The organism is Roseofilum halophilum BLCC-M91, assembly GCF_030068445.1.
Taxonomy (GTDB): domain Bacteria; phylum Cyanobacteriota; class Cyanobacteriia; order Cyanobacteriales; family Desertifilaceae; genus Roseofilum; species Roseofilum halophilum.
The window spans coordinates 1-25568 of sequence record NZ_JAQPOK010000130.1 but is presented as its reverse complement, the minus strand read 5'-3'; the positions used below and the strand labels follow the sequence as shown (position 1 = coordinate 25568).

General features: G+C 44.2%; 18 protein-coding genes. 9 read left to right on the top strand and 9 right to left on the bottom strand.

The window, feature by feature from the left end; genetic code table 11:
• Window positions 1–18 precede the first annotated feature (18 nt).
• Window positions 19–1509 (bottom strand): polysaccharide biosynthesis/export family protein, encoded by a 1491-nt coding sequence (locus PJF56_RS17035; RefSeq protein WP_283763894.1) that lies wholly within the window; start codon window positions 1507–1509, stop codon window positions 19–21.
• 71 nt (window positions 1510–1580) lie between these two features.
• Here PJF56_RS17035 and PJF56_RS17030 point away from each other — a divergent pair, with 71 nt between their 5' ends.
• Window positions 1581–2948, top strand: coding sequence for an O-antigen ligase family protein (locus PJF56_RS17030; RefSeq protein ID WP_283763893.1), 1368 nt, complete (start codon window positions 1581–1583; stop codon window positions 2946–2948).
• Here PJF56_RS17030 and PJF56_RS17025 read toward each other — a convergent pair.
• The gene (locus PJF56_RS17025) at window positions 2935–3825 is read right to left on the bottom strand and encodes a sulfotransferase family 2 domain-containing protein (protein WP_283763892.1); all 891 of its coding nucleotides are present in this window, start codon (window positions 3823–3825) and stop codon (window positions 2935–2937) included. The two genes, PJF56_RS17030 and PJF56_RS17025, sit on opposite strands and share 14 nt — an antisense overlap.
• Before the next feature lie 262 nt (window positions 3826–4087).
• On the opposite strand from PJF56_RS17025, the gene PJF56_RS17020 reads away from it, so the two are divergent.
• From PJF56_RS17020 to PJF56_RS17010, 3 genes are read left to right on the top strand one after another with little or no spacing between them, the layout of a single operon-like run.
• Entirely contained in the window at window positions 4088–5533 is a 1446-nt protein-coding gene (locus PJF56_RS17020; protein ID WP_283763891.1) for an MOP flippase family protein, read from the top strand.
• 46 nt (window positions 5534–5579) lie between these two features.
• The gene (locus PJF56_RS17015) at window positions 5580–6389 is read left to right on the top strand and encodes a class I SAM-dependent methyltransferase (protein ID WP_283763890.1); all 810 of its coding nucleotides are present in this window, start codon (window positions 5580–5582) and stop codon (window positions 6387–6389) included.
• A 54-nt stretch (window positions 6390–6443) separates the two neighbouring features.
• On the top strand, window positions 6444–7307 hold the full coding sequence (locus PJF56_RS17010; RefSeq protein WP_283763889.1) for a sulfotransferase family protein: 864 nt from the start codon (window positions 6444–6446) through the stop codon (window positions 7305–7307).
• On the opposite strand, the gene PJF56_RS17005 is transcribed toward PJF56_RS17010, so the two are convergent.
• Window positions 7304–8338 (bottom strand): glycosyltransferase family 2 protein, encoded by a 1035-nt coding sequence (locus PJF56_RS17005; RefSeq protein WP_283763888.1) that lies wholly within the window; start codon window positions 8336–8338, stop codon window positions 7304–7306. The genes PJF56_RS17010 and PJF56_RS17005 overlap by 4 nt on opposite strands.
• 98 nt (window positions 8339–8436) lie before the next feature.
• Between PJF56_RS17005 and PJF56_RS17000 the strand changes: the two genes are divergently transcribed.
• Complete coding sequence (locus PJF56_RS17000; RefSeq protein WP_283763887.1) at window positions 8437–9162, top strand: FkbM family methyltransferase; 726 nt, start codon at window positions 8437–8439, stop codon at window positions 9160–9162.
• On the top strand, window positions 9159–10439 hold the full coding sequence (locus PJF56_RS16995; protein ID WP_283763886.1) for a glycosyltransferase family 4 protein: 1281 nt from the start codon (window positions 9159–9161) through the stop codon (window positions 10437–10439). The genes PJF56_RS17000 and PJF56_RS16995 overlap by 4 nt, the downstream gene beginning before the upstream one ends.
• Here the strand turns inward: PJF56_RS16995 and PJF56_RS16990 are convergent.
• From PJF56_RS16990 to PJF56_RS16980, 3 genes are all read right to left on the bottom strand, one after another.
• The gene (locus tag PJF56_RS16990) at window positions 10424–14335 is read right to left on the bottom strand and encodes a glycoside hydrolase family 2 protein (protein WP_283763885.1); all 3912 of its coding nucleotides are present in this window, start codon (window positions 14333–14335) and stop codon (window positions 10424–10426) included. The two genes, PJF56_RS16995 and PJF56_RS16990, sit on opposite strands and share 16 nt — an antisense overlap.
• A 36-nt stretch (window positions 14336–14371) precedes the next feature.
• Complete coding sequence (locus PJF56_RS16985) at window positions 14372–14656, bottom strand: hypothetical protein (RefSeq protein ID WP_283763884.1); 285 nt, start codon at window positions 14654–14656, stop codon at window positions 14372–14374.
• Between the two features lie 211 nt (window positions 14657–14867).
• Entirely contained in the window at window positions 14868–16838 is a 1971-nt protein-coding gene (locus PJF56_RS16980) for a cation:proton antiporter (RefSeq protein ID WP_283763883.1), read from the bottom strand.
• A 481-nt stretch (window positions 16839–17319) separates the two neighbouring features.
• Here PJF56_RS16980 and PJF56_RS16975 point away from each other — a divergent pair, with 481 nt between their 5' ends.
• Window positions 17320–17619: a c-type cytochrome gene (locus tag PJF56_RS16975; RefSeq protein WP_430540896.1), complete on the top strand. Its 300-nt coding sequence runs from the start codon at window positions 17320–17322 to the stop codon at window positions 17617–17619.
• Between the two features lie 65 nt (window positions 17620–17684).
• Here the strand turns inward: PJF56_RS16975 and PJF56_RS16970 are convergent, their stop codons facing one another.
• Window positions 17685–19409 (bottom strand): ABC transporter ATP-binding protein, encoded by a 1725-nt coding sequence (locus PJF56_RS16970; protein ID WP_283763881.1) that lies wholly within the window; start codon window positions 19407–19409, stop codon window positions 17685–17687.
• A 727-nt stretch (window positions 19410–20136) separates the two neighbouring features.
• On the opposite strand from PJF56_RS16970, the gene PJF56_RS16965 reads away from it, so the two are divergent.
• Window positions 20137–22764, top strand: a complete 2628-nt coding sequence (locus PJF56_RS16965; protein ID WP_283763880.1) for a cyclic nucleotide-binding domain-containing protein — start codon at window positions 20137–20139, stop codon at window positions 22762–22764.
• Window positions 22765–22876: 112 nt separating this feature from the next.
• A complete protein-coding gene (gene cysK, locus PJF56_RS16960) occupies window positions 22877–23806 on the top strand; it encodes a cysteine synthase A (RefSeq protein ID WP_283763879.1) in 930 nt (309 codons plus the stop codon).
• A gap of 148 nt (window positions 23807–23954) precedes the next feature.
• On the opposite strand, the gene PJF56_RS16955 is transcribed toward cysK, so the two are convergent.
• Together PJF56_RS16955 and PJF56_RS16950 are read right to left on the bottom strand one after the other, a co-directional pair.
• Window positions 23955–24323, bottom strand: a complete 369-nt coding sequence (locus tag PJF56_RS16955; RefSeq protein ID WP_283763878.1) for a hypothetical protein — start codon at window positions 24321–24323, stop codon at window positions 23955–23957.
• 135 nt (window positions 24324–24458) lie between these two features.
• The coding region (locus tag PJF56_RS16950; RefSeq protein ID WP_283763877.1) for an RNA-guided endonuclease InsQ/TnpB family protein at window positions 24459–25568 on the bottom strand (1110 nt) is incomplete at its 5' end.

Sequence of the window (25568 nt, the reverse complement as noted above, 5' to 3'; positions counted from 1 at the left end):
TAAAATTCAATGTGACTCTTAGCGATTGTTGATATACCCTAATATTTCGAGTAAATTAGCGAATTCCCGTACAGGTTCAACTAATGTTAAAACTCGATCGACTGTAGTCACAAAATCTATAAATCTAGCTAGTCCTGAACGACTGAGAATAATAACATCACCATCTTGTAAGGGAGGATTCGTCCGATCATTGAGATTAGCAGAAAGATCAATAAAAATTTGACTTTTAGATACCGTTCCATCACGATTAACACGAACTAAATCTACTGAAGTCTGTCGAACTCTGCGATCAATAAAGCCATCTGCTGCCAGTAAAGCTTGATTCATCGGTGTATTTAAGGGCAATCTAATTTCTCGTGTTATACCAGTCAAGTTATTGGGTTTCTCTCCAACAATAAAAACTCGTATATTTTCAGGAGATAAATTAGTTTGACCAATTTCTATTGCTTCTTCAAAGTCAATAGAATCAACAGGCCGGATAATAATAGTATCACCATCTTGAAGTATCGTGTTTTGATATAAATCTTTTCCTTGGACAAAATCCCACAAGTTGACATTAAAATTTATGGGTTTTCCTGTTTTAGTTTGTCGGTTTATTGTAATGTTACGCAGATCAGCATATTGTGTAATCCCACCTGCACTACGAATGGCCCAACTCACAGTTGGTAATCCACCTGTCCTCAGTTCTGAGCGAGACTCTCCCCCAATGATGGCATATTTTCCTGGTGTTGCTACTTCTCCAATAATGGTAACATTTCGGGGTTTATCAACGGGTGTAGCAAAACTAAGAGTTGCCACTTGAGGAATGTATGAAAGATTGATTGTTTCAACGGTAGGGACAAATACTAAATCACCATCTTGAAGCACCAGGGACTCCATATCGCCACCTGTTTTTAAAAGTTGTAGAAGATTGATGGGAATAACTTGTTTCTGGTTACCAGAAAGAGATCTGTGAATTTGAATTTCATCGAGATTAGCACTTAAAGTTGTGCCTCCGGCTGCTGTAAGAACTTCTGGTATCGTCGGATAGCGAAATCTCGGTTGTGCCCCTAGACCGATATTGAGATCGATAGGATAGACACCCGGATGATTAATTTCTCCAGTGATAGTAATCGTTACAGGTCTCACTTGGGTAACCGTGACAGTAACGAAAGGACGTTTTAGAATTTCAGCATACTGGGTGGTGATTTTTTCCTGAAGTTCTTGTTGAGTCAGGTTTAGGACTGATATTGCTTCAATCCAGGGTAGATGTATAATACCATTGGGAGCAATCAAATATTCTCCCCCGTATTCAGGGAATCCTAAAATGTCGATGCGGATGCGATCGCCAACTCCTAAGCGATAAGCACTGGTATTGACACCCGATCCTATGGGGACTTGAGATAATCTAGACTGGTTTCTTTGGACTTTAGATGAGTATTGTCCTTGAGCTATTGATGGGTATGGCAAAATAAGGAATGTGATGAGCGTTAGGATAGTCATGCCTTTGTTCAATATCCAATATGCCACGCTGTTTATCCTGGAATAAAGTGTCTTACATCTGACATGATAGCTTAGATCTAAAAGATATCAAACTCTACATGAAAGAAATTATACTAGATCCATTGATCTTAATGCCCATCTTAAGTTGTTTTGTGGTCTACTTCATCCTGATATTTTACTGGAGTGAATCATCATTATTTAGAAAAAATGCAGCATATTTTTTTACTTTTTTGTTTATTATCACACTATGTGATTTTGAAGTTTATCCGGTTTCACTACTTCAACCTTCTCAATTACTTAATCAAAACTTAGGGCCAATCCAATTAGTTCTGAATATTGGTTACTATTCAGCTTCTATTCTCTTATTAAGATTTTGGTTTAAATATCTAATTCAAAGTTCACTTTTGCTATTTAATAACTTTTTTTTAGGTATTTTTATGATTCTTTCTTTACTTTCTATTCTATGGTCAGACACTCCTATCTATGCTTTAAAATATGAATTAGTGGTGTTACAAGTTACATTAATTGCGACTCAGGTTTGCCAAAAATATTCTTGGACAGAAATTGTTAGTATCTTACGATGGAGTACAACAGCAATCTCCATATTAAGCGCTTTTTATGCTTTAACTCAACCTTCTATCGGTGTAATCGATAAAGGTTGGAAAGGGGTGATGGGCCATCCGAATCGATTAGGAGTGGTTCTAGCTTTAAATATTACACTCTGGTTATTTCATGGAATTCATTACCCCAAGCAACGTTGGATGGCGATTTTTTTTGCTCTATTTTCACTTTATGTTAGACAAAATACAAACTCTACAACCAGTTTTATCTTAATTGTTCTCTTACTTATATTGTTAGGATGTTTAAGAATTTTAAAAACACTTCCCTACAAAGCTGCTTTTGCAGGGGTGTTAATGTTTATGTTAATTGGTAGTTGCATCGGTTTTGTTGTAGTAGAAAATTGGAACGATCTTTTAATCTCTTTAGATAAAGATCCAACATTAACTGGAAGAACTATTGTTTGGCCACAAATGATAGAGAAAGGGTTTCAACGTCCCTTCTTAGGTTATGGCAGTCATAGTTTTTGGCAAGACTGGCGTGGAGAAGATAATCCTGCATATGGAATTGTGTCAGACAACGGATGGGTTCCACCTCATGCTCATAATGGTTTTTTAGAACTTTTTTTAGAATTTGGTTTAGTGGGATTAATTCTATTTTTATTTGCTTTTGTAATCACTCTTTCTATCTGCATAAAGTATATGATTAGTAGCTCATCTCCTGAGTCTTTAGTGCCTCCTCTCATTCTAACTTGGATGCTGATTCCCAATATTACAGTCAGTAGCTTGTTTCAGCCAAAGCTGATTTGGTTTATTTATATCTTAATTAATTGTCGAATCAGTTATGAGTTGTCAAAAGGTTCTCAGTCTTTTAATCAAGCTCCCAAAAAATCGATTATGTTGAACTAAATTTTTTCTTAAAACTTCGTAAGTAATTGCGAGGAATAGAAATAGATTGAACTATGTTTCCATAGATTTTGTTGTAAGAATGGAAGTTATTTAAATCTTTTTTGAAGGAATTTTCTTCATCAAGTATCTCTTGTTCAATTTTTTTCTTTACAAACTCATAAAGTTTCATATCTAAGTCATTGAATTGAGCGATCGCATAATAGTAATCCTCACTAATTTCTTGCTGCTTAACTCGTATACTAGAAACATTTTGTTTTACATAGTAACAGTTTTTCCAATTCATTTTTTTCTTCATCATTAATAATGATTCATCAAATTTTTCTTGAATTCCAATAACTGCAAAATATCGATCGATATTATGTTTTGCTTGTTCTAATAATTCAGGGTAACACTCTCCAAACCTTACTTCTTTATAGCCAGAGAATTGGCCAACAGATACTCCGGATATCCGCCGAGTTTGACCATTATCCATATCAGTAAATAAACCATCACAAACAAAATCTTTAAGGCTGATTCTTTTGGAAGTAACATATTCATGAAGATGATGACTTGGAGAGCGCAGAACGTAATAATAGGTAGAGATTGCTCGATCAATTGGATGCCGTAGCATAGTAATATATGTAGCTGGTTGTTCTATGGACTCATGAAGACCAAAGTTCATATGTCCTTTAACAACTTTTATTCTGTTTTTATCTAAAGGAGTCCACTTTTTAAATTCATCAATATGTTTTTGAGGATTAACACCATGAATTGTAAACACTTTATTGGAAGAATATTGTCTTTCTATGATTTTATGTAATGTGCTACCTGCTGTCTTTGGTATATGTAAAAAAAACAACACTTGCTCGGCGGTGTGTTCAAAAGTTTTGTTGGTCATGCTTAAATAATGGGATAGAATTGATTATGGTCTATTATACTCAAAATAATTAATCATGGGCAAAATTATTAAGTTTTTTAACCCAGAGAGATTGGACTTAATAAATCGCTGTACAAATAAAAATATGTCCGGACTACTTCTGCTTATTTTCTACCGATAAAATGAAACAGAGAGTATAATCGTTTAAATTTAAAAGCTTATGTTAAGATGATCGATTATGAATTTATACCAACCTGATTAAAATACGGGTTTCAAAAAAATTATGAACTTAAAAAAACAAACTATTAAAGGGGTTATATGGTCAGCAATTGAAAAATTGGGCAACCAATTTGTCTCATTTATTGTATTTTTTGCTCTAGCTCGTTTGCTAGAACCTGAATCTTTTGGTCTAATTGCCTTGGCGGATGTCTTTTTAGCATTTATGCAGGTTTTTACTGACCAAGGTTTTACGCAAGCAATTGTGCAATGTAAAACCCTCGATCCTGAGCATCTTGATACTGCTTTTTGGATTAATTTAGGAATTAGTGTTAGTCTAACAGGAATGAGTCTTGCTGGTGCTGATTGGATTGCCTCTAATTTCCAACAGCCAGATATAGCGCCGATTATTCGTTGGCTGTCTATTGCCTTTACTTTATCAGCTCTTAATAGTATTCAGCAGGCTATTTTTACTCGTAATTTTTTGTTTAAAGAGTTGTCTTTACGATCTCTAGTGGCTCAATTAGCTGGTGGAATTGTGGGTATAGTCATGGCGATTATGGGGTGGGGAGTATGGAGCTTAGTTGGACAGCGATTAGTTAATCAAGTTGTTGGAGTCTTAGTGTTGTGGTGGGTGAGCGATTGGAAACCTGGCTTGAAAGTGTCTAAACGACATTTTCAAGAACTATTTGGTTTTGGAGTGAATATTTTAGGGGTTAAAGTTCTGGGATTTTTTAATAAACGAGCAGATGATTTTTTGATCGGATATTTTTTGGGCCCAGTGACTTTAGGATATTATGCGATCGCCTATCGTCTGTTGCGTACTATAACCATTTTGATCACGACTATGACCCAAGTCGCGCTTCCTGCTTTTTCCAAGCTTCAATCAGAACCAGAAAAGCTGCGTCAAGGCTTCTACAAAGCGACCCAGTTTACAGCTCTTATTTCCTTTCCGATATTTTGTGGACTCTCTAGTTTAGCACCAGAACTTATACCTGTCATGTTTGGTTCTCAATGGACAGCAAGTATACCTGTCATGCAAATTTTAATGCTTATTGGTATTGTTCATGCTTTAGGGAGTATTAACACGAATATTATCCTAGCTCTGGGAAAACCAGACTGGGCTTTAAGAGTCAATATTCTCAATGCTGTGACTAATATTACTGCATTTATGATTGTTGTTCCATGGGGAATTGTAGCAGTTGCAACTGCTTTTGTGGTTCGTGGCTATGTTATTCCTTTACCTACCTTTATTTGGATGGTCAAAAAATTACTCAATATTGATATCAAAACTTACTTCAATCAATTGATGGCTCCATGGGTTGCTACCGTAATTATGGTGATTATTATTCTGGTCACCAAAGTAATTCTATATCCTTATTTGAATCTGTATTCAATCTTAGCCATTTGTTTAATTACTGCACCTATTGTTTATGGTCTGACTATACGAATACTGTTTCCTGATTTATTGCAACAAATTTTAGAGTTAATTCGTCCTAAAAAATCTAATTAAATATAGAGTTTCTTTATCAGATTAGAGTGGCGTATATTCATTAAATATGATAGAATTAAATAAAAATTCACCTAAGAGGAAAAATACAATGTCAACAACAAACTATATCACCAAAATCATTCCCTGGTTTTCTCGTAAAGTTTCCCTCAATTACCGAAAACTTAGAAATCGTTTTTATCCCACAGAAAAATTATGGGAAAAATCTCAAGGCAGTGAAGTGGAATTTTGGGATGAATATATAGCAACTCAGGGGTTGGGTCAATTTCAGGATAAATACAAGGAAAAACTCGATCCAAATTTGCCTCTGCAACCGGAAGTTGCCAAATGTTTAGATACCTTGGAGTCGAAAGCAGAAGGGTTTACGATTCTTGATGTTGGAGCTGGGCCGTTCACGCCACTGGGCAAAGTTTATAAGGATCAAAAACTGAAGATCACGGCTATTGATCCTTTAGCTCGTGAGTATGATGTGATTCTGGACAAACATAATATTACTCCTCCAGTGAGAACCCAGTTTGGAGTGGGAGAAAAGCTATTGGATTTATTTTCTGCGGAAAGCTTTGATATTACTTACTCCAGAAATGCTTTAGACCATAGCTACGATCCTTTGACTGTGGTCAAAAATATGTTTTGTGTCGCCAAGAAAAATGGTTTTGTTGTATTAATGCATCACAAAAATGAAGCGGAAAAAGAGCAATATCAAGGTTTACATCAATGGAATTTTGATGAGCAAAATGGAAAGTTTGTGATCTGGAATCAATCTGCTAAACATGATGTTACTAAGATTTTTGGCTTCCAGGCAGAAGTTCAGTGTTATTATGATGAAAATTGGGTCGTAGCTACGATTAAAAAGCTTTAGTTAAGTCCCAGTCTTTGCTATCAAGCGATCGTGGAAATTATGAGGAGTGATATGATGGATATGTACTCGACTCAATCTATTTTTTTAGGAGGTTGCCCCCGTTCGGGAACGACTCTTTTACAGAGTCTTTTGGGGGCACACCCAAAAATTGCTTCATTTCCTGAGTCTCATTTATTTCAAAATCTGAGGATTCGATATCTCAGTCGTTCATTGGGTTTAGCTTCAATTAAGGGAAAAAAACAACTGAATTGGTTTTTAGAGGAAATTGGGCAGGCAGAATTGAAGTCTAAACTTTCGCTTTTTCCTTTGTTTATCGGTCAATATGTTTCTGTATTTACAGAAGCGCTCAATAAAGCGACTGAAGCACAAGGTAAATTAGTGTGGCTGGAAAAGTCGCCGGAACATATTCGTTATATTCAGCTTTTTGAGCATTTAATTCCTGAAACTAAGTTTATCCATTTGATCCGCAATGGTGGGGATGTGGTGGCTTCTCTTTATGATGTTTCTCACAATCACCAACGTAGAGATATTTGGGGAGAACCTTGGACGATTGATAAGTGTGTGAAAACTTGGATTGATTCGGTGCAGTTTTCTAGCGATCATTTACATAAGCCGAATCATTTACTGATTCGTTATGAACAATTGGTTGCTGATCCGGAAAAAGTTTTAATTCAACTTTGTCGTTTTCTGGGTTTAGAGTTTGATGTGGTGATGCTGACTGCTTATGGTGAAACGGCTCAGAAAGTGGTACGGCCAGATGAAACGTGGAAAGCGTCTGTGGGCGCTCCGATTAAGAGTGCTAATGGCAAAAAATTTTATGAGTTGTTTAATCCAGAAGAACAAAATTATATCCTGGAAAAATTATCGGTGATTAATTTGGAGGATTTAGAGGCTAAAAATCATCATGCTTATGTCTAGGATGGTTTAGATTCAAGGGGAGTATTGCGGAATGTTTTGGGCCAATGGAAGACGATCGCCGGATTTCCCCATTCCCGGATAGCTTTGCGAGCGACTCGCCGCCCGGCTGGGGGAACAGTGGCAATGATTTGTAGGTATCTCAATCCTTGGCTATGGAGGGATCGATCGAGGAGCTGTCTGTGATAACAGCGTTGCCAAACCTGAAAGGCTTGTGTCTTATGAGTGTAATCAATCCAAGTGTCTGAGAGCCAGAAATAGCATTGTCTGAGCAGTTGTTGTCGCTTGGGAGTCAATAGCTGGGCTGAGGCTAATCGATTTTGTGCCAGTTCTAATAGTTTTTCCCGGCAGTCTAAATAGTCTCCTTTTGCCTTGGATTGGGAGCCAATGGTATCGGTATGGGGCATTCGCCAATAACAGTCTGGGGGAGAAAAATATTGATAGCTCAAATTGAGGATTAAGGCTCGTAGGTGCTGATCCCAATCTTGTCCTGTAATTAGGGTTTCATCCCATAATCCTAGTTTTTCTAGGGCAGTTTTGCGCCAAATGGGACTGGTGGTTTGCCAGGGTACGTCGTTGGCTAAGAAGCGATCGAGGTCGTTTTCTGGGGTGACGGCATTCCAGAGTAGGGGGGTATCTCCGGGGCGATCGCGAAATAAAATGCAGCCAAACACGCCAAAATCGAGTTCTGGGTGTTGTTCCATGTGCTGAAAACGGTTTTCTAGGGCGCTGGGAGCCAGACAGTCATCGGAATCGAGGAAGATGATATAGTCTCCTTGGGCGAGTTCAACGCCTTGGTTGCGACAAGCGGGTGCGCCACGGTGGGGGCGATCGCGCTTAACATAATGAATGCGCCCATCTTGCCCTTCCATATCCGTTACATATTGTTCCGTCCCATCCGTAGATCCATCATCAATCACCCAGGCTTCCCAATTCTCAAAAGTTTGTGCTTGTACTGACTCTAGGGTTTGGCTTAACAACTGTTGGCGGTTGAATGTGGGAATAATAATAGAAATATCTGGATTTTCGATCATATTAAGCTTACCTTTATTTTACTTGCAAATAAAATCAGATCGCGGACAAAGGGTATAGTATAATAGTCTGGATTCTATCAATCTTTAGTTTAAGATGTATGAAAAAACAAATCAAGCAAGCCTTTAGAAATTTAGGATGGGAATTAGAATTTCACAAATTCTCTCCAGATATTTCTGAAGTTGCCCGACTCAAGCGTTTGCTAGACTACCATCAAATTGATTTAATTTTCGATGTGGGAGCCAATAAGGGGCAATATGCACGGTATTTGCGGGAAATTGGCTATGGCGGAAAAATCGTATCCTTTGAACCCCTATCCCAGTGCCACGATCAATTACAAGCTTTAAGCCAATCCGATCCTTTATGGGAAATTGCCCCTCAAGGCGCTCTGGGCGATCGCAATGGAGAAATCGAGATTAATGTTTCCGCTAATACCCTCAGTAGTTCCGTGTTAGGAATGCTCGATGACCATGTGGAAGCGGCTCCAGAATCGGCTTATATTAACCAAGAAAAGGTCGCTTTGAGGACATTAGATAGCCTGGCAGCCAATTATCTAACCCAGGAGATTCAAGCCCCTTTTCTCAAGTTAGATGTACAAGGATTTGAAATGCAAGTTTTGGCAGGAGCGACGGAAAACTTATCTAAAATTAAAGCCATCCAATTAGAATTATCCCTCGTCCCCTTGTATGAAGGACAAATTCTCTTGCGAGAGACATTGGATAAGCTAGAAGAAATGGGCTATGAATTACATCAAATCAGTCCAGATTTTACAGATCTTAAAACCGGCAGAATGCTACAAGTGGATGGTATTTTTATCAAAAAATGAAAATTACACTACTGAGTCGCGGTGATAGTGGTGCGGGAGGCTATGTTGCCGTTTATCGCTTATATCAAGGTCTGAAAAAGGTGGAAGATCGGACTTCATTGTTGGTGGGAAGTGGGAAAAAAAGTGATACAGTTTCCCTGAACACTTCTGGCTTTGAGAAAGTTTTCTCTCAGTTAGCACCTAGCTTAGATAAACTGCCGTTAAAACGGTATCGCGATCGCCCATCTACTTTATTTTCCACCCAATGGGTTCCCGATGGCCTTGTGGCTCAACTCAAGCAGTTCGAGCCAGATATCGTTAATGTTCATTGGGTTAGTCAAGGATTTATGCAAATCGAAACCCTGGCTAAATTACCCTATCCTCTGGTGTGGACGAGTCATGATATGTGGGGGTTTACGGGTGGATGTCACTATACGCAAGAGTGCGATCGCTATACCCAAGAGTGCGGCCAATGTCCTCAACTCAATAGTACCAAAGAACACGACTTATCTCGTTGGGTTTGGCAGCGTAAACAACGAGCCTGGAAAACCCTTCCTCTAACGTTGGTTAGTCCCAGTCACTGGTTGGCAGACTGCATGAGAAAAAGTAGCTTGTTTGGGGATAAGCGCATTGAAGTGATTGCTAATGGTTTAGATACAACGGTTTATAAACCCTGCGATCGCGTCAGCGATGGGTCGCATTATCGCACCTATGCTAGAAACCGCTTAAACTTACCTCAAGATAAACATCTCGTTTTGTTTGGAGCAGTCAACGCCACCAGCGATACCCGCAAAGGCTTTCACTTACTGCAATCCGCCTTACAGCACCTGAGCCAATCGGATTGGAAAGAGAAAATTGAACTGGTAATTTTCGGCGCATCTCGTCCCCAACAAGAACCCTCTTTAGGATTTAAAACCCATTATTTAGGGAAATTTCAAGACGATCTAGCTCTGAGCCTAATTTATGCGGCCGTCGATCTGTTTGTTGCCCCTTCCATTCAAGATAATCTCCCCAATACGATTCTGGAATCCCTCGCTTGTGGGACTCCAGCAGTTGCCTTTAAAATTGGGGGAATGCCCGATATGATCGAGCATCAGCAGAATGGCTATTTAGCTCAAGCCTTTGAGACTGAGGATCTCGCTCAGGGTATGAGCTGGGTATTAGAGAACAGAGAGCGCTATCAGCATTTGTGCGATCGCGCTCGTCAGAAAGTCGAACAAGAATTTACCCTAGAAATCCAAGCTCAAAATTATCTTAATCTCTTTGCAGAGATTATCGACAATTACCATAAAGAATAGCGGTAAGGGTCATCTCCCAACTCAAAATCCGTTCGATAGTCAGGATGGTAAAACTCACTGTCTACTGGTTCCGATAAATGCACCCGTTTAGGTGGTTTTTGCAGATTGGCAAATAGTGCCCCATCCGCTCGGAAACTCGCCCCTAAATTGGCTAAAATTTGGCTGATTGCCCTGGTGTGTCGCCAGCGTGTATAGCGAAAATAGGTGAACCGATCCGCATTCAACCCTTGGGGATCGAGTTGACAAAAAATGGCAACTCCTGTACCCATTTGCACTCGACTGAATAACCCATCACTACTGATTTCACCACCAGACGAAATTAAATTGGCTGAATAGTCCGTGCGCGATCGCAAATCCGATGCACTTAACCCACCTGCTTCTGGCCAAGAGGGAACCGCTAAAGACCCGGAAAACTGGGGTTGATTGGCAATTTCTAGATCTAAAATCCTCGGTGACTGGGGGGTTCTGGACAAGAAAAATAGCCGTCCCCCTTGCTGTAAATACTCACGAATAGCGCCATCCTCTAAGCTCACCTGCGAGCCAATAATGGCTAAATCTACATCTGGAGTGAGCTGATTTGACCGTTGATACATTACCCCCAACTGGTCTAATTGTTGCGCCTGAGCATCAGTCCCGATAAAAACCACCCGTTGGGCTTTGGGAGATAGGGGAGCCTGAGCAGCATAGGCGATCGCCTGATGTAACAACTTGCGAGCGGCTGGATCGGACTTCACCCCATCCTCAAAATCGAGAGTCGTCAAAATCACACGACCTCGGCCATAGTCTAACTCCATCAAGGGACTATAGGCTAAATCAAACTCAGACTCTAAAATCGGTCGCCAAGAACTGCGATGGGGTTTTTCTAGGGATGCACTACTGACCACTCCCTGATTCCCCCAATGCCAACCATACCAAGGCAAGTTACGGGGGGGACTGCGCTTAATCTCCGTCTTCGTTGTATCGGGATAAGCCTCAACTAGGGTACTCTCCCCTCTCCAGTCCCGCAAATCCATGCTATCCAACCCTTGCAGCAGGGGATGATTCTCTTGAAGCGGAAACACTCGACGACTCAGATGGGGAGCGACACGGAACCCTAGAGTACCGTGAATCCATTGAGGATTTTGGGTAAAGATCATAACTCTTCCCCCCTTCTCAACAAAGGGTTCTAATTGGGCTAATAGTTCCTTAAGCGTGGACTCTGCCTGTGTGGATAAGGCTTCTCTGGCGATCGCCACTAAGTCAGAAGTCTGGAAACCATCCCAAGGCGTTACCCGATAACCCAACCCTGTCAGCATCTGCGTGGTTTTTCCCACCGGATCGAAGATGGCGATCTGTGGTAAATTTTGCTCAGAAGACCCGGAAAACACCCGAAACTCAAACTTGTCTTGATGGCGATCGCTCCCCACCTGAGCTTGCAACGCGATCGCTCCATCCACTTTCCCCTCGACCCTCGGTAAAGTCACCTCAATCGGGAAAAACAGCGTTTTCGCCGAGGCGATCTGTCCTTGATTTTCCCCACTTTCCACCACCCTATTACCCACCTTAACTTCCCATTCAAAAGAAAAGAATTTCGACTCGCGGGTATCATTAATCAGCACCACTTGCTTCTTCAGAACACTCTGTCCCTCATAACTACGATCCTTTGAGACAAAATTCCCCGATTCCCCAGCAATCCAGGCCAAAGTCGGGCCATTATTGGCCAAAATTGCTTCACCTCCGGGATAAATGTTAAAACCAGGAGATTGAAAATAACTCTGGAAATACTTGGGAATTTTTTCTAGATAAACTCCGCGATCGCCCGACTCAAAAGCCCCCCAAGAAACCCTTTCCTTGCCCTCTTCAGAAACTTGCCAACCATGGCCATCATGCCAAGGAATCATTCCCCCAGTAATTCCCCAAATTCTCCAACTGCGCCAAGTGTGGGAACTAAACAAAGATTGCAGTTCCTGAAACGCTGGTGCAAAATCCAATTCTGGGTTAAAGTGCCAACTCTCATAAACCTGATCTTTAACAAATTTCTGGCGAATTTGAGAACGATAAGCAGAAGTTTCTAAATCATAGGCTTTCTTGCCCAAATAAATGGCACTATATTCCGTCATCAACGGTTCAAACTCTGACCCCTCTAACAATCCATATCTTCCGCGCATCATCACCCCATGCAAAGGAGTCCCAAACTCCACCACCATATAAGGCATATCCCCCTCTTCAACCCAATTCGAGAGCCATTCTTCTCGCTCTTGTAGAGGAATTAAATTCAGATAAGAATTGAGCGCATACACATCCCCGATCGCCGCTCCATTATGAATCAAAACCGGTCGAGTCCGGTCATACTCTTTAATCGTTTTGACCACATCTTCACCAATAGTTTTACGCTCTCTCCAGCGTCTATCCCATTTTTGACCTAGCGTTCCTTCTACCTTACGTTTACCGAGTCTTCGAGGATTTTGATCGTCCCCTTTAGGGGCAAAAAAATTCGGACTATTCGCCCACATTAAAATCGAAGGATGATTGCGATATCGACGTAATTCAGTCACCATCCTAGATTCCCAGAGTCTTTTACCTTCTGGTTTACGCCACTTCAAAGCATAGCCACTAATCCCTGCATCTAAAGCAGGAGCCATAATCGGAAATCCTTTCAAATCAGCCCGTTCCGAGAACAACTCACGAAAATGCCATCGCCCCCGTTCATCATGATTCCAGGGCCAAACTTCAGCGATATTAAAACCCGATTCTTGATATCCCTCAATCATGTTATCCATAACTTCTGGGATACCGACCGCCCAACCTTGCCAATTATCATTATGATAAACAGGACGTAGGCGTATTTCTGTCCCATTTAAGTAAAACTTTTTGCCTTCAATCCAAAATTCTCGGAACCCAAATGATTGATCGTAGGTATCTTCAATTCCTTCTCCCTTCACTTGCAATCGCAGAGTATATAAATTTGGCTGTTCCACATCCCATAATCGAGGGTTGTCCCAATTCCAGGTTAAGTTTAGAGTTTGCACAGATTGGGATTTAACATTTTGTGTCGTTGTAAATTCTCGCTCTATCTTTCCCTGTTCATCGAGCATTGTCGCTGTAATCTCCACTGAACCCGCTTGGGTAATATCCGTGAGTTCAACATCAACTGTGACTTGTTTCTTTCGAGTTGAAGGCTGCACGAAGACATCGCTAATAAATGCACCTTGAGGAATACTTAACAATCTCACTTCGCCAATCAAACCACGAGCAGCTAATTTGGCCTCGGTGGTGTAAATTTCATTGGGCCCCATAATCACAGTTTTATCATCATCTGGAATGGAACGAACCAATAAACTGAGATTATTATTTTGTCCAGGATTAACAACTGAAGTGATATCCACAGCACCATAGGGCCAATTGACTGCACCACAAGCTTGATTATTAACATACAAATTAGCATCCGTGCTAACCCGTTCCAAACTGAGGAGAATTCTGCGTCCTTGCCACTCAGGAGGAATATTGACCTGTTTTTGATACCAAGCCTGGGCTAAAGTTTCTCCGTTAAAGCCCCTCCAAGGATTGCCTGTGCCACGGGAAAGGATACCGGGGACTGATTTGGCATTTTCCCGCCGCCAGTCCCCAGGAACGCGAATTTTGCCCCAATTACTTTGGGGGGGAGTGGGAGAAGTCGCGATCGCCGGTTGAAAGTCCCAAACCCCATTCAGGTATAGTTGAGGGCGATAAGGCTGGGCATCCCTGGGGCGATCGCCATTTTCAGGAACTTCAGTTAAGGGAGGATAGCTCGTCACCTGAATGGTTCCACAATGAGCGATCGGAGTCTGGGGAGCCGTTTGCGGAATTAAACTCAATCCGATAACGGCGATCGCCCCTAAACTAAATCCAAGAAACCAGCCTATCCATTTTCCCACCATTAACTCAGCCTATTCATGTCGGCAACAGCCGAAAACTCAAGCAATTAACTCTCCCGAAGGCACATCAACCACCGCGATAGATCGCTGATCCACTTGAATTTTAATCGTGTGGGCTAACCTCAATTGGATCACCGGTTCACGAATCAAAGCATAGACCTTAGCGATCTTATCCGCCATCTCCCGATTAAAACAGCGAATATGTAACACCCCCCACCGTCTAAACACTTGACATCGAGCCAAAGGGAGCAAACACCTTAATTCCCCTTGATTTTCGCGATAAAAATCCCAGATCAACCGCGTGAGTTGTGAAGGTCGTTTCATAGCCTTAAGTCCTTACGTGCAATGGGCCCAATCCTTTGTTCGTGTAAATTCCTTACTATCTCTATTGAACCCTAACCTTCTCAGAGCTGGTATATTCCTGAAAAAATATTTAATAATTCATCGATAAAACCGTTATGATTCTTGACATTAGGGCGCTTCGCGCGGTAACCGGTAATGGGTAATGGGTCATTTCTCCCCATCCTCTCCATCCCTATCCCACCTTAGCCTTAGTCTCTGCAACCTGCTCCGGTTTCGATTCAGCCGGGACAGCACCTAAAATCTTTTCCGGTTCCTTTTTCGTCAGGGGGATTTCCTCCACTTCCGGCAAGCGCTCCACCGATAATCGCTTTGCCTGGGAAGCCCCTGACAAACGTTTCAACAGAGCAGGTCTGGGATCGTGGAGCAAATAAATAATCAGATCGCCACTGCGCCACTCTTGTGAAGCTGGCATCACTTCCAAGCGTCCATCCCTAGAGAACAAAATGGGAACCAACTCCCCAGCCCGGATCAGCGCTTGTAAATGGGCTTGTTGAAACCCTAACCCTTCTGCCTTCAGGGTAGTAACCCCCAACTTCACCTTCCCCTCATCCACATACTGATTCCAAATCTTAATCGGTAAATGGGGAATAAACGCCTGGGCAATTTTCTGGGGACTCTTAGAATGTTGCTGTCCTTGGGAATCACGGGGAAAAACCGCATACACCCTGGGGGGATCGAACTCTTCTACCGCCCGTTGAGCCAAGACAAAATTCACCTCACCATTATTGGTCATGGCCAAAAATGTCCCCATGGAAGCGAGTCCCGCTTCCTCCAAAACTGCCGTATCGAGGGCGCTACTGACAAACACTCGCAACCCTTCGGCCTCCGCTTGACGGCAGGCTTCCGTATTTGTATCGATCAGAACCACAGACTCCCCTTGTTCCTCAAATAAACGCGCTATTAAGCGACTCAAGGGACTAATGCCGACAATGACTGCTCCCGTGGCTTTGGTGGAGGTGATGTGCAGTAAGTTGGCGAACCATCCCGCCGTTAGCCCTTGACATAAGACGGTCATGATAATGGTCAAAAACACCAAGGCTTTAATGGCATCTCCCCCACTAATGCCCCGTTGGGTCAATAAAATTGAGAATAACGAAGCAACGGAGGCTGAAACAATCCCTCTGGGGCCGATCCAACCCAAAAATAACTTTTGTCGCCAATTCATGTCGCTTGGCCAGGTGCAGACCCAAATATTCAGGGGTCGGATCACGAACATTAACATCAAGACTGTCCAGACACTGCCCCAACCTAGGGCAAAGATACTGGCGATCGATAAATCGGCGGCTAAAAGAATAAAGAGGACTGAAACCGCCAACATAGTTAATTGGCCCTTAAACCGCCGTAATAAGCGCTCCTCTGGTAGGGAAGACCCCCGCAACACAATCCCAGAGACTACGGTAGCCATTAATCCCGCTTCGGAGCGGATGGTTTGGGCAATACCAAATAGGCCTAACAACCCAGCCAAAACCACTAAATTTTTTAAGTCTTCTGACAAAAACTGACTGCGTTTGAGAAACCAACCCAGGAGCCAGCCCCCCAAAGCACCGATCGCCCCCCCAATACCCAGACGCAACAACAAGCCGCTAATAATAGAGATGGGATCGGCATCCCCATTGAGGATAATATCCAGAACCACCACCGCCAAAATCGCCCCCACCGGGTCAATTAAGACCCCTTCTCCTTCCAACAGGGCGGCCACGGGGCGCTGCACTTTCACATGCTTTAGTAAAGGAGAAATCACCGTCGGCCCCGTCACCACGACCAACGAGGCATATAAAAAGGCAAGCCCCCAAGGAAATTCAGCCAAATAATGGGCACAGATTCCCCCACCAATCAAGGTAATTAAAGTACCAATGGTAACCAGATTCCGCAGACTTCCGGACACTTTGCCCAAATCACGCAGCTCCAGATTCAGTCCCCCTTCAAACAAAATCAGGGCAACCGAAAGGGCTACAATCACTTCAATACCAATACCTAAAATTTGAGTGTCAATTAAACCCAACCCATCTGGCCCTAACAAAATCCCAAAGGGCAACAGAAAGACGATCGCCGGTACGCGCAGAAAATCCGCCAGCACTTGGGCACTAATCCCGGCCATCACCGTGAGAATAATCAGGAGGGTAATTTCAAAAGATCCTTCCATAAGCGAAATCGCGCTGGTTCAGCGTTGTATCTTCATCGTAAACGTCAATAGCCTACTGGCGGCATAGATTCCTTCCTATCCAGGAAGCAAGAACCGCTAGGGGGTTACACTTCGGGTTTCACATGAACTCGGAAGGGTAGCCCTAAATTTATAGGCGATCGCCCTTGTGGATCGCTTCAGAGACAGATATAACCTAGCGTGTTCTCTTGAGTTTGACTAGATCGGGTCTCGCTTTGGGGCGGGTTTATCCAAGATTTTAATCGGAAGACCCAGAATTGAGTACACCCACCCTTTGTGGGAGTTGTGAAATTTTAAGTTATGTTATTAGTATGTTATTAAATATTCATATTTCTCCAAATACCGTCTTCTCCATTTAAACCCATTGGTTAAACAGTTTAGTGATAAAACGTTGGATCGTCCTAACTCCGATCCCCTCTTGAGTAAACGCTTGTGGGGTTTGGTGGTGCTGGTTGTCTTGATTATGGGGCTTTTGGGCTTCACCATTGGGTACTTGGATCAACCCTCTCCCTACTTGAGGGAAGTCTTGGCCTTAGAAGGCGATCGCATTCAGGGTCATGCGATTTTCCAAATGAATTGCGCCGGATGTCATGGTTTGGAAGCTAAGGGCAAAGTGGGGCCAAGCTTGCAAGGAGTATCGGAACATAAGTCGAAGCGCCGTTTAGTCGAACAAGTGATCAGTGGTAAAACCCCCCCGATGCCCCAGTTCCAGCCGAGTCCCCAAGTGATGGCGGATCTGTTGAGTTATCTAGAGTCTCTGTAGTGGGTAAGGCAAGAGGGAGATAGGGAGAGCGACAATTACCCATTACCTATTACCCATGACCTACATTAATTGAATTGGCGTGCATGAAAAAGAGCATAGCGATCGCCTTTATCCAAGAGTTCCTGATGGGTTCCAGACTCGACAATTTGTCCTTGTTCAACCACTAAGATGCGATCGGCTCGGCGCACGGTGGCTAACCGGTGGGCAATAATAAAGACGGTACGATTGTTCATGACTCGCTCTAGGGCTTCTTGTACTAGGCTCTCTGATTCTGAGTCTAGGGCAGAGGTGGCTTCATCAAGAATTAAGATGCGAGGATTGAGATAGACGGCACGGGCGATCGCCACCCGTTGCCGTTGTCCCCCCGATAACGTCATTCCTCGCTCTCCCATCCAAGTCTGATAGCCTTCGGGCAGTTGCTCGATAAACTGGTGAGCATTGGCAATTTTAGCCGCTTCTTCGACTTGCCCAAGATCGAAGTCTTTTTGACCAAAGGCAATATTTTGGGCGACTGTACCGGAAAAGAGGATCGTTTCTTGGGGTACGATGCTGATTTGTTGCCGCAGGGAGTTTAACGTCACTTTACGAATATCGACCCCATCAATGAGAATTTCACCGCTCTGCACATCATAAAATCGTAGGAGCAGGTTGACGAGGGTGGTTTTACCTGCGCCTGAAGGCCCCACGAGGGCGATCGCTTGGCCGGGTTTGGCCTGAAAATTGAGACCCTGTAAGACGGGTTTGTGGCGATCGTAGGCAAAATAAACTTGGTTGTATTCTACGGTTCCCCCGACTCTGGGTAAGGCGATCGCCTCTGGACTCTCCACCACCTGGGGCGCAATTTTCATTAACTCAAATACCCGGTCTACGGAGGCTTCGGCTTGCTTAAATTCATTAAAATTACTGGTGGCAAAGGAAATGGGATCGATCAGCATCGCCGTTGCCACTACATAGCGCAAGAAGCCATTCCCGGTCAAGTTTCCCTGTTGAATTTGCCATCCGCCCAAAAACAACAGGAAGATGATGCTCATGGCTTCTAGAAAACCCACCACGGGAAACTGAATCGCCTTCAATCGTTCGGCATTATACTTAGCGCGGCGATTGCGTTCCGCTTCTAAACTAAAGCGCTCGACTTCATAATCAGCAGCACCAAAGGCTTGCACCAAACGAATGCCTCCCAAAACTTCGGAGATTAAAGAAGCCAAATCTGATACTCGATTTTGGCTGCGGCGGGAATACTGAAGCAACTTTTCCCCAAACCATCCCACCAAAAGAGCCATTAAGGGGGCGACAATAGCTACGGCTAGGGTAAGCTGCCAGTTAATGTAAACCATGTAGCCAATGACGACAATAAGCTGGAGAATGCTGGGCAGAAACTGGTGAAAAATCTTGTTAATGGCTTCGCCAATACGATCCACATCTTCTGTGAGTCGATAGGATAAATCGCCGGTTTTGGCCGTTTCAAAGTAATCTAAACTGAGGCGATGCAAATGGCGATAGACTTCTTGCCGTAAGTCGCGGGCAATCAGAAACGCGGCTTTAGCCATGAGAGCATCTTGCCCATATTGTGCCAAGCCTCGCAAGAGAAACACCCCAGCCGCGATCGCCGCAACTTGGGCAATTTCCACCACTAAACCTTGGCTAATCAACTCCGCGATCTCGCCCGCGAGTTGGGCCAAAATCGGCCAAAAGCCGGTAAACACAAGCGTACAAAACAGAGCTTGGGCGATCGTTTGCCACTCTTGGCGCAGATAAGGAATTAAATCGTAATAGCTTGAGCGCGGTTTCACCCTTGGTTTATCCTTTCTTGAGTAATGAGTAATGAGTAATGAGAGAGTTGTAGTGCTGTGACACAGCTAATTTGGTGCTTTAGGAATGCGAGCATCTTGCTCGCTAGAGAAAGGCAGCGAGCAAGATGCTCGCACTCCTCGCTAGAGAAAGGCAGCGAGCAAGATGCTCGCACTCCTCGCTAGAGAAAGGTAGCGAGCATCTTGCTCGCACTCCTCGCTAGAGAAAGGCAGCGAGCAAGATGCTCGCACTCCTCACTTTGAAAGGCAGCGAGCAAGATGCCCGCACTCCTCGCTTTGAAAGGCTGCGAGCAAGATGCCCGCACTCCTCACTTTGAAAGGCAGCGAGCAAGATGCTCGCACTCCTCGCTTTGAAAGGTAAGGACACTCCTAGAACTCATTTGCCCAAATTCAACACTTACGGCATCAAAGCGATCGTCACCAGGATGGTAGGACAGCACATCTAACGCCTCATCTAATCCAATAACCAAGCAAACAAATCCTCAACTCTCAAGCATAGTTCACTGGCAAAGGATGTCGGCTTACCTCTCAATCTACTCGGCCAGATACTAATCACTATTCTACTTGGGAATAGGGAATGGGGAATAGGCACTCTAATAATAGCTTGTAGTGGGGGAGGGCCGGCGATCGCTGCTTCCTATAACTGAATAACTATATTATAATAGTTTATCTATTACCCATTACCCATTACCGCGCGAAGCGCTGTAGCATGATTCCCAGTTCACTCCTCCCATTACAGCCCCATCCAGAGCAAGATGTATCTCTAGCAGAAACCGAGATTGCAGAGGGTATCGACTGGTTAAGCTTCCATCGAGTATGGGGGCAATTGAGCGATGGAGTGATTGAGGCGATCGCCCAATCCCTACGTTTACTCAAAGTCGAACCTAACCAGGAAATCTATCATGAAGGTCTAGAACCGATTGGGTTATACCTGATCAAATGGGGTTCGGTGGAGATTTATCGCTCTTCCCTGGTGGGGAAAACTCATATTCGCTATTACAGTGCGGGGGAACTGTTTGGCTATATTCCCTTGGCACTTAACGAAACCACAGCAACCTACAATACGAATGCTGTGGCGATCGCCAAAAGTGAACTCTGGTTTCTCAGTCAAACCGACTTTGAGCAGCTCACCAACCAATATCCTCCCATTGAAAAAGCCGTCAATACCTTTCTGGCTCAAGACTTAAACCACTTTGCTAATCGCATCGCCACGGAACAACGGCGTATCCAAGGACTACAACCGTTTATCCGTCCCATTCCCACGGATAACCTGATTATTGGCAAAAGTAAAGTCAGCCAAAAACTAGCCGCACAGATTGAAAAAGCAACCCAAGACCTGAAACCGATCCAGCTCCAATCCCCTCCCGGAGGCGGAAAAACCTTTATCGCGGGCTATATTCATCACCATTCGGGGATTAAAGACCATCCCTGGGCTGAACTCGACTGTGCTTTACTTCCCCGTGACGAGAGCGGGGCCCTAAATACAGATAATCTTTTTGGCCTAGTGGGTCAACAATTGGGGGTAATTGAACTACTGGAGCGAGGAACCCTGTTAATTGCCAATTATCAGCTTCTGAGCCAAAAAGACCGCGATCGCCTGTTGCACTATCTGCAAACCAACACGATTCATCCTAACCCTGAAGGCCCCCCGATCCAGTCCTGGGTACGGTTGATCCTCAGTAGTCCCTCCTCCCTCTCCCTGGGGGATATCCCCAGTCACTCGATCAAACTCTCCTCCCTGAAACAGCGCAAACTGGATATCCCTCAATTTGCCCGTTATTTCCTGGATAAATATTGCCAAGAAACTCAGCGATCGCGCCTGAACCTCAATCAAGCGGATTTACGCCGTCTGATTAGCTACGACTACCCCGCCAACATTGCTGAACTCGAAAGTATCCTTAAACGGGCGGTGGTCATGACTCCCCCCGAACAAGATATTATTCCCGAACAAGTCCTCTGGTCGGTTGAATCGAAAAAAAATGCCTTTCGGGTCGATTTACTCAATCAACTGCCCTGGTTGCGTCGATTTCTGCTCAGTGATTGGTGGCCGGAACGCTTCTGGGTAATTGTGATGCTCCTGTTTATCCCCGTCACCCTCATGGGTTATCTGGGCCCCCAAACCCGCGACTCTAGCGTGACGCTTAATCTCTTTTGGGCCTGGTGGTGGCCGTTTTATCTGTTGCTCTTTCCTATTATTGGTCGCTTGTGGTGCGCCGTTTGTCCGTTTATGGTGACGGGAGAATGGATCAGAAAAATATCCCTGTGGATTTGGCCCCGTCAACTGCTCCCTTGGCCAACTAAATGGATGAATCGCTGGGGAGCCTGGCTACTTTGGGCCGGTTTTGTGGCCATTTATCTCTGGGAGAAACTGGCAGATTTGCCCCATACGCCCCATCTCTCGTCTGATTTATTGCTGATTATTACCGCAGGGGCAGTGATTTGTAGCCTGATTTACGAGCGCCGTTTGTGGTGTCGCTATCTCTGTCCCATTGGCGGCATGAATGGCATGTTTGCTAAACTGGCTTTGACGGAGCTGCGATCGACTCAGCAAATTTGCGGCAGTCAATGTAGCACGTTTGGCTGTTACAAAGGCAGTGATGCGACTCCGGTTACCTTTCCTGACTCCCTACCGAATGAGGGACAAGCAACCGGGGGTTGTCCCCTCTATTCCCACCCAGCTCAACTGCGGGATAACCGGGATTGTGTGTTGTGTATGACTTGCTTAAAGGCTTGTCCGAATCGCTCCGTACAGTTGAATGTGCGGTTTGTGGCGGCAGATTTATTGGAAAATCACCAGCCGTTTTGGGCAGAGGTGGCACTACTGCTGCTGCTGTTTGGTGGGGTGTTTATGCATTCTGCTGACAAAGTTCTAGGCTTTTTTGGTCTCGATAACACTCTGATTGTGGGACAACCCTGGTTTATGGCTTTGCCAGTGGTGCTGTTGTTGCTGAGTATTCCTTGGGTTTTAACTTATAGCGTTCATGGGATCGCCCGCTTCTTTGACCGGGAAATGCCCCCCTATTTGGTTACTATTTATGCTTATTTACCGATGACGTTGGGGGCGAATTTAGCCCATTATATCCCGGCGGCGATGACGGAAGCCGGGCAACTGTTACCGGTGATGGCTCGCACATTTGGCTTCTCTGGTGCGGGTTGGCCGGTGCTAACCTGGAGTGGGGATGTGGCGGCCTTTTTGCAAGGGGCGGTGCTGTTGGCGGCGATCGCCTTGAGCATCTATCCCCTGTTCAAAATTACTCAACGTCCGCTCTGGAGCAACCTACCCCATCTATTCCTGATGGTCGCATTAACTTTCATCTTTTTCCAACTGCTGTTATAAACCCTGACAGCATCCCCTAACCAACAACCTAAACCCATTTTTAATTTTTTCGGCTCTCACCGATATGAAAATTGTTAATTGTTAATTGTTAATTGTTAATTGTTAATTGTTCATGCGTATTTACCAAAACATTACCGAACTGATTGGCGCAACGGCCCTAGTCCATTTGCGCCACTTGCCAAAACAGTTTAATTGTCAAGCCGAGATTGTATTGAAATTAGAGGGACTTAATCCCGCTAAATCAGTTAAAGATCGCATTGCCCTCAGCATGATTACGGAAGCGGAACAAGCGGGACTGATTACCCCTGGGGTTTCGACGATTATTGAAGCCACATCCGGCAATACGGGGATAGGGTTGGCTATGGTTTGCGCGGCGAAAAACTATCGCTTAATTCTGACGATGCCGGAGAATATGAGCCGGGAGCGTCAACAGATGGTGAGGGCTTATGGGGCAGAGGTGGTTTTGACTCCCAGTCATTTGGATATGGCAGGAGCCATTCAACGGGCGAATGAGTTGCTGGCAAGTACCCCTAATGCCTTTTCTCCCCAACAGTTTAGTAATCCTGCTAACCCGAAAATCCATTATCAAACCACCGGGCCGGAATTGTGGTCAGATACGGAGGGTAAGCTGGATGTGTTGGTGGTGGGTGTGGGGACGGGGGGAACCCTGACAGGAGCAGGTCGCTATTTGAAGAAAAAGAAACCATTGCTCAAAATTGTGGCAATCGAGCCGAAAACCAGCGCGGTTTTAAGGGGAGAGAAACCGAGTGTCCATAATCTTCAAGGTATTGGCGCGGGCTTTATCCCTGATGTCCTGCGGGTAGATTTGATTGATGAGGTGATGGGCATTTCTGAGGAACAAGCCTATGATATCGGTCGCCGTCTAGCGAAGGAAGAGGGTATTCTGAGTGGGATTTCTACGGGAGCGGCGGTTTATGCGGCGCTGCAAGTTGCCCAACGTCCAGAACATCAGGGGCAGATGATTGCGGTGATTCAACCGAGTGGAGGCGATCGCTATTTAAGCACAGCCCTATTTCAATGAACAATGAACAATGAACAATTAACAATTTTCATGTCAGCGACAGCCGAAACAATGGGTGTAATCGCTGAGGTGGGCGGGTTTAGCTATGTTTAGGCTACCCACGATCAATCCTGTGAACCCGCCCAATCCCAGCACGTCAAACATGAATTCACCTAAATGTATTGGTTTGTTGGTTATTGCTCCCAACTTGCGCTCCTTTTACCTCCCCTTGAAATGTGGTCTGGAAACTGCCAGGGGTTGACTCTTTCGACTCCATCTCATCGAGCAGTTTTTGAGCAGCCGCGAGAATTTCTTGATCCCGATCGGCTCCGGCTTCGAGTAGCTTTTTCTTCAAAGGGGCTTCATAGGTTTCCGGGTCGCTCTCATGTTCTTCTAACACCATTTCGGCCTTGGGTTCTCCGCCAAATTTGCGTTTTATCAAGGCCTTGAGTCCTTGATAGGCATCGGGTGCAGCATCACCGGCCGCTTTGGCTGCACCGGCAACTAAGGCGGCCATAATTAGAGAAAGAGGTTCCATGATTTCCCTCCATTAGGATAAATAGTCTACAGTTCCATGGTTTCCCTATTATCCCTCTTCTGGATCTAAGCGTCCCAATGTTCTTAACGTTAGTTGACATCCTCACCGGGCTGAAGCCACGGTGATTCCTAAACCTCACGATTTAGGTTTCTGTTTCTTCGCAGTTGCCTTCACAGATTTGCTCTGCTCTGGTCTTACACTCGCTCCACAGACTGACACCGCAAGCCCTGCGGCCAAAATATTTTTACTGGCGTTAATGTCGCGATCGTGGTGTATTCCACACTTAAGGCATTCCCATTGCCGAATATTTAACGGCATTTTTTCCACGACATGCCCGCAATTACTACACCGTTTTGAACTAGGGAACCACCTATCTATCTCAATGTAGTTTCTGCCATACCATCGGCATTTATAGGACAGTTGTCGAGTCAACTCTCCCCAACTTGCGTCAGATATCGCTTGTGCCAACTTCCGGTTTTTGACCATGTTCTTCACTGCTAAGTCCTCAACGACTATCGTTTGGTTTTCGCGCACCAGTTGAGTGGTTAGCTTATGTAAATGGTCAGTTCGGGTATCGGTGATTTTCTGGTGAACTCTAGCCAGTTTTACTCTGGCCTTATATCTATTGTGAGAGCCTTTCTGTTTTCTTGATAAGCTTTTTTGAAGTCTCCTTAACTTACGGTAGTGTTTCTTTAAGGGTTTGGGGTTAGCTATTTTATCTCCCTCACTGGTTGTTAACAGGCTGCTAATTCCTAAGTCAATACCTACTGCTTTATCCTTGGCAGGTAAGGGTTTAATGGTGGGGTCATCAAATCTAATGGAAATATGCCAACGTCCTGACGGATGCAGTTTTACTGTTACAGAACTGGGCATACAACCGGATGGGATTTGACGAGACCAACGAATGGCTAAGGGGTTTTTACATTTGGCTAAATAGATTTTACCTTCTTTGAACTTGAAGGCCGATTTGGTAAATTCCGCACTACCCCCTTGGTGTTTTTTCTTGAAGTTGGGATATTTGGCACGCGCGGCAAAAAAGTTAGTAAATGCGGTTTGTAGGTGTCTTAACCCCTGTTGCAAGGGGACACAACTGACTTCGTTTAAGAAATCTAACTCTTCTTGTTTTTTCCAGGCAGTCAACAGAGAAGATGTTTGAGCGTAATCGATTCTTTCTTGTCGTTGATACCAAGCCTGAGTTCTTTCATGGAGCGCTTTGTTGTAAACTAATCTTACACAACCCAAAGT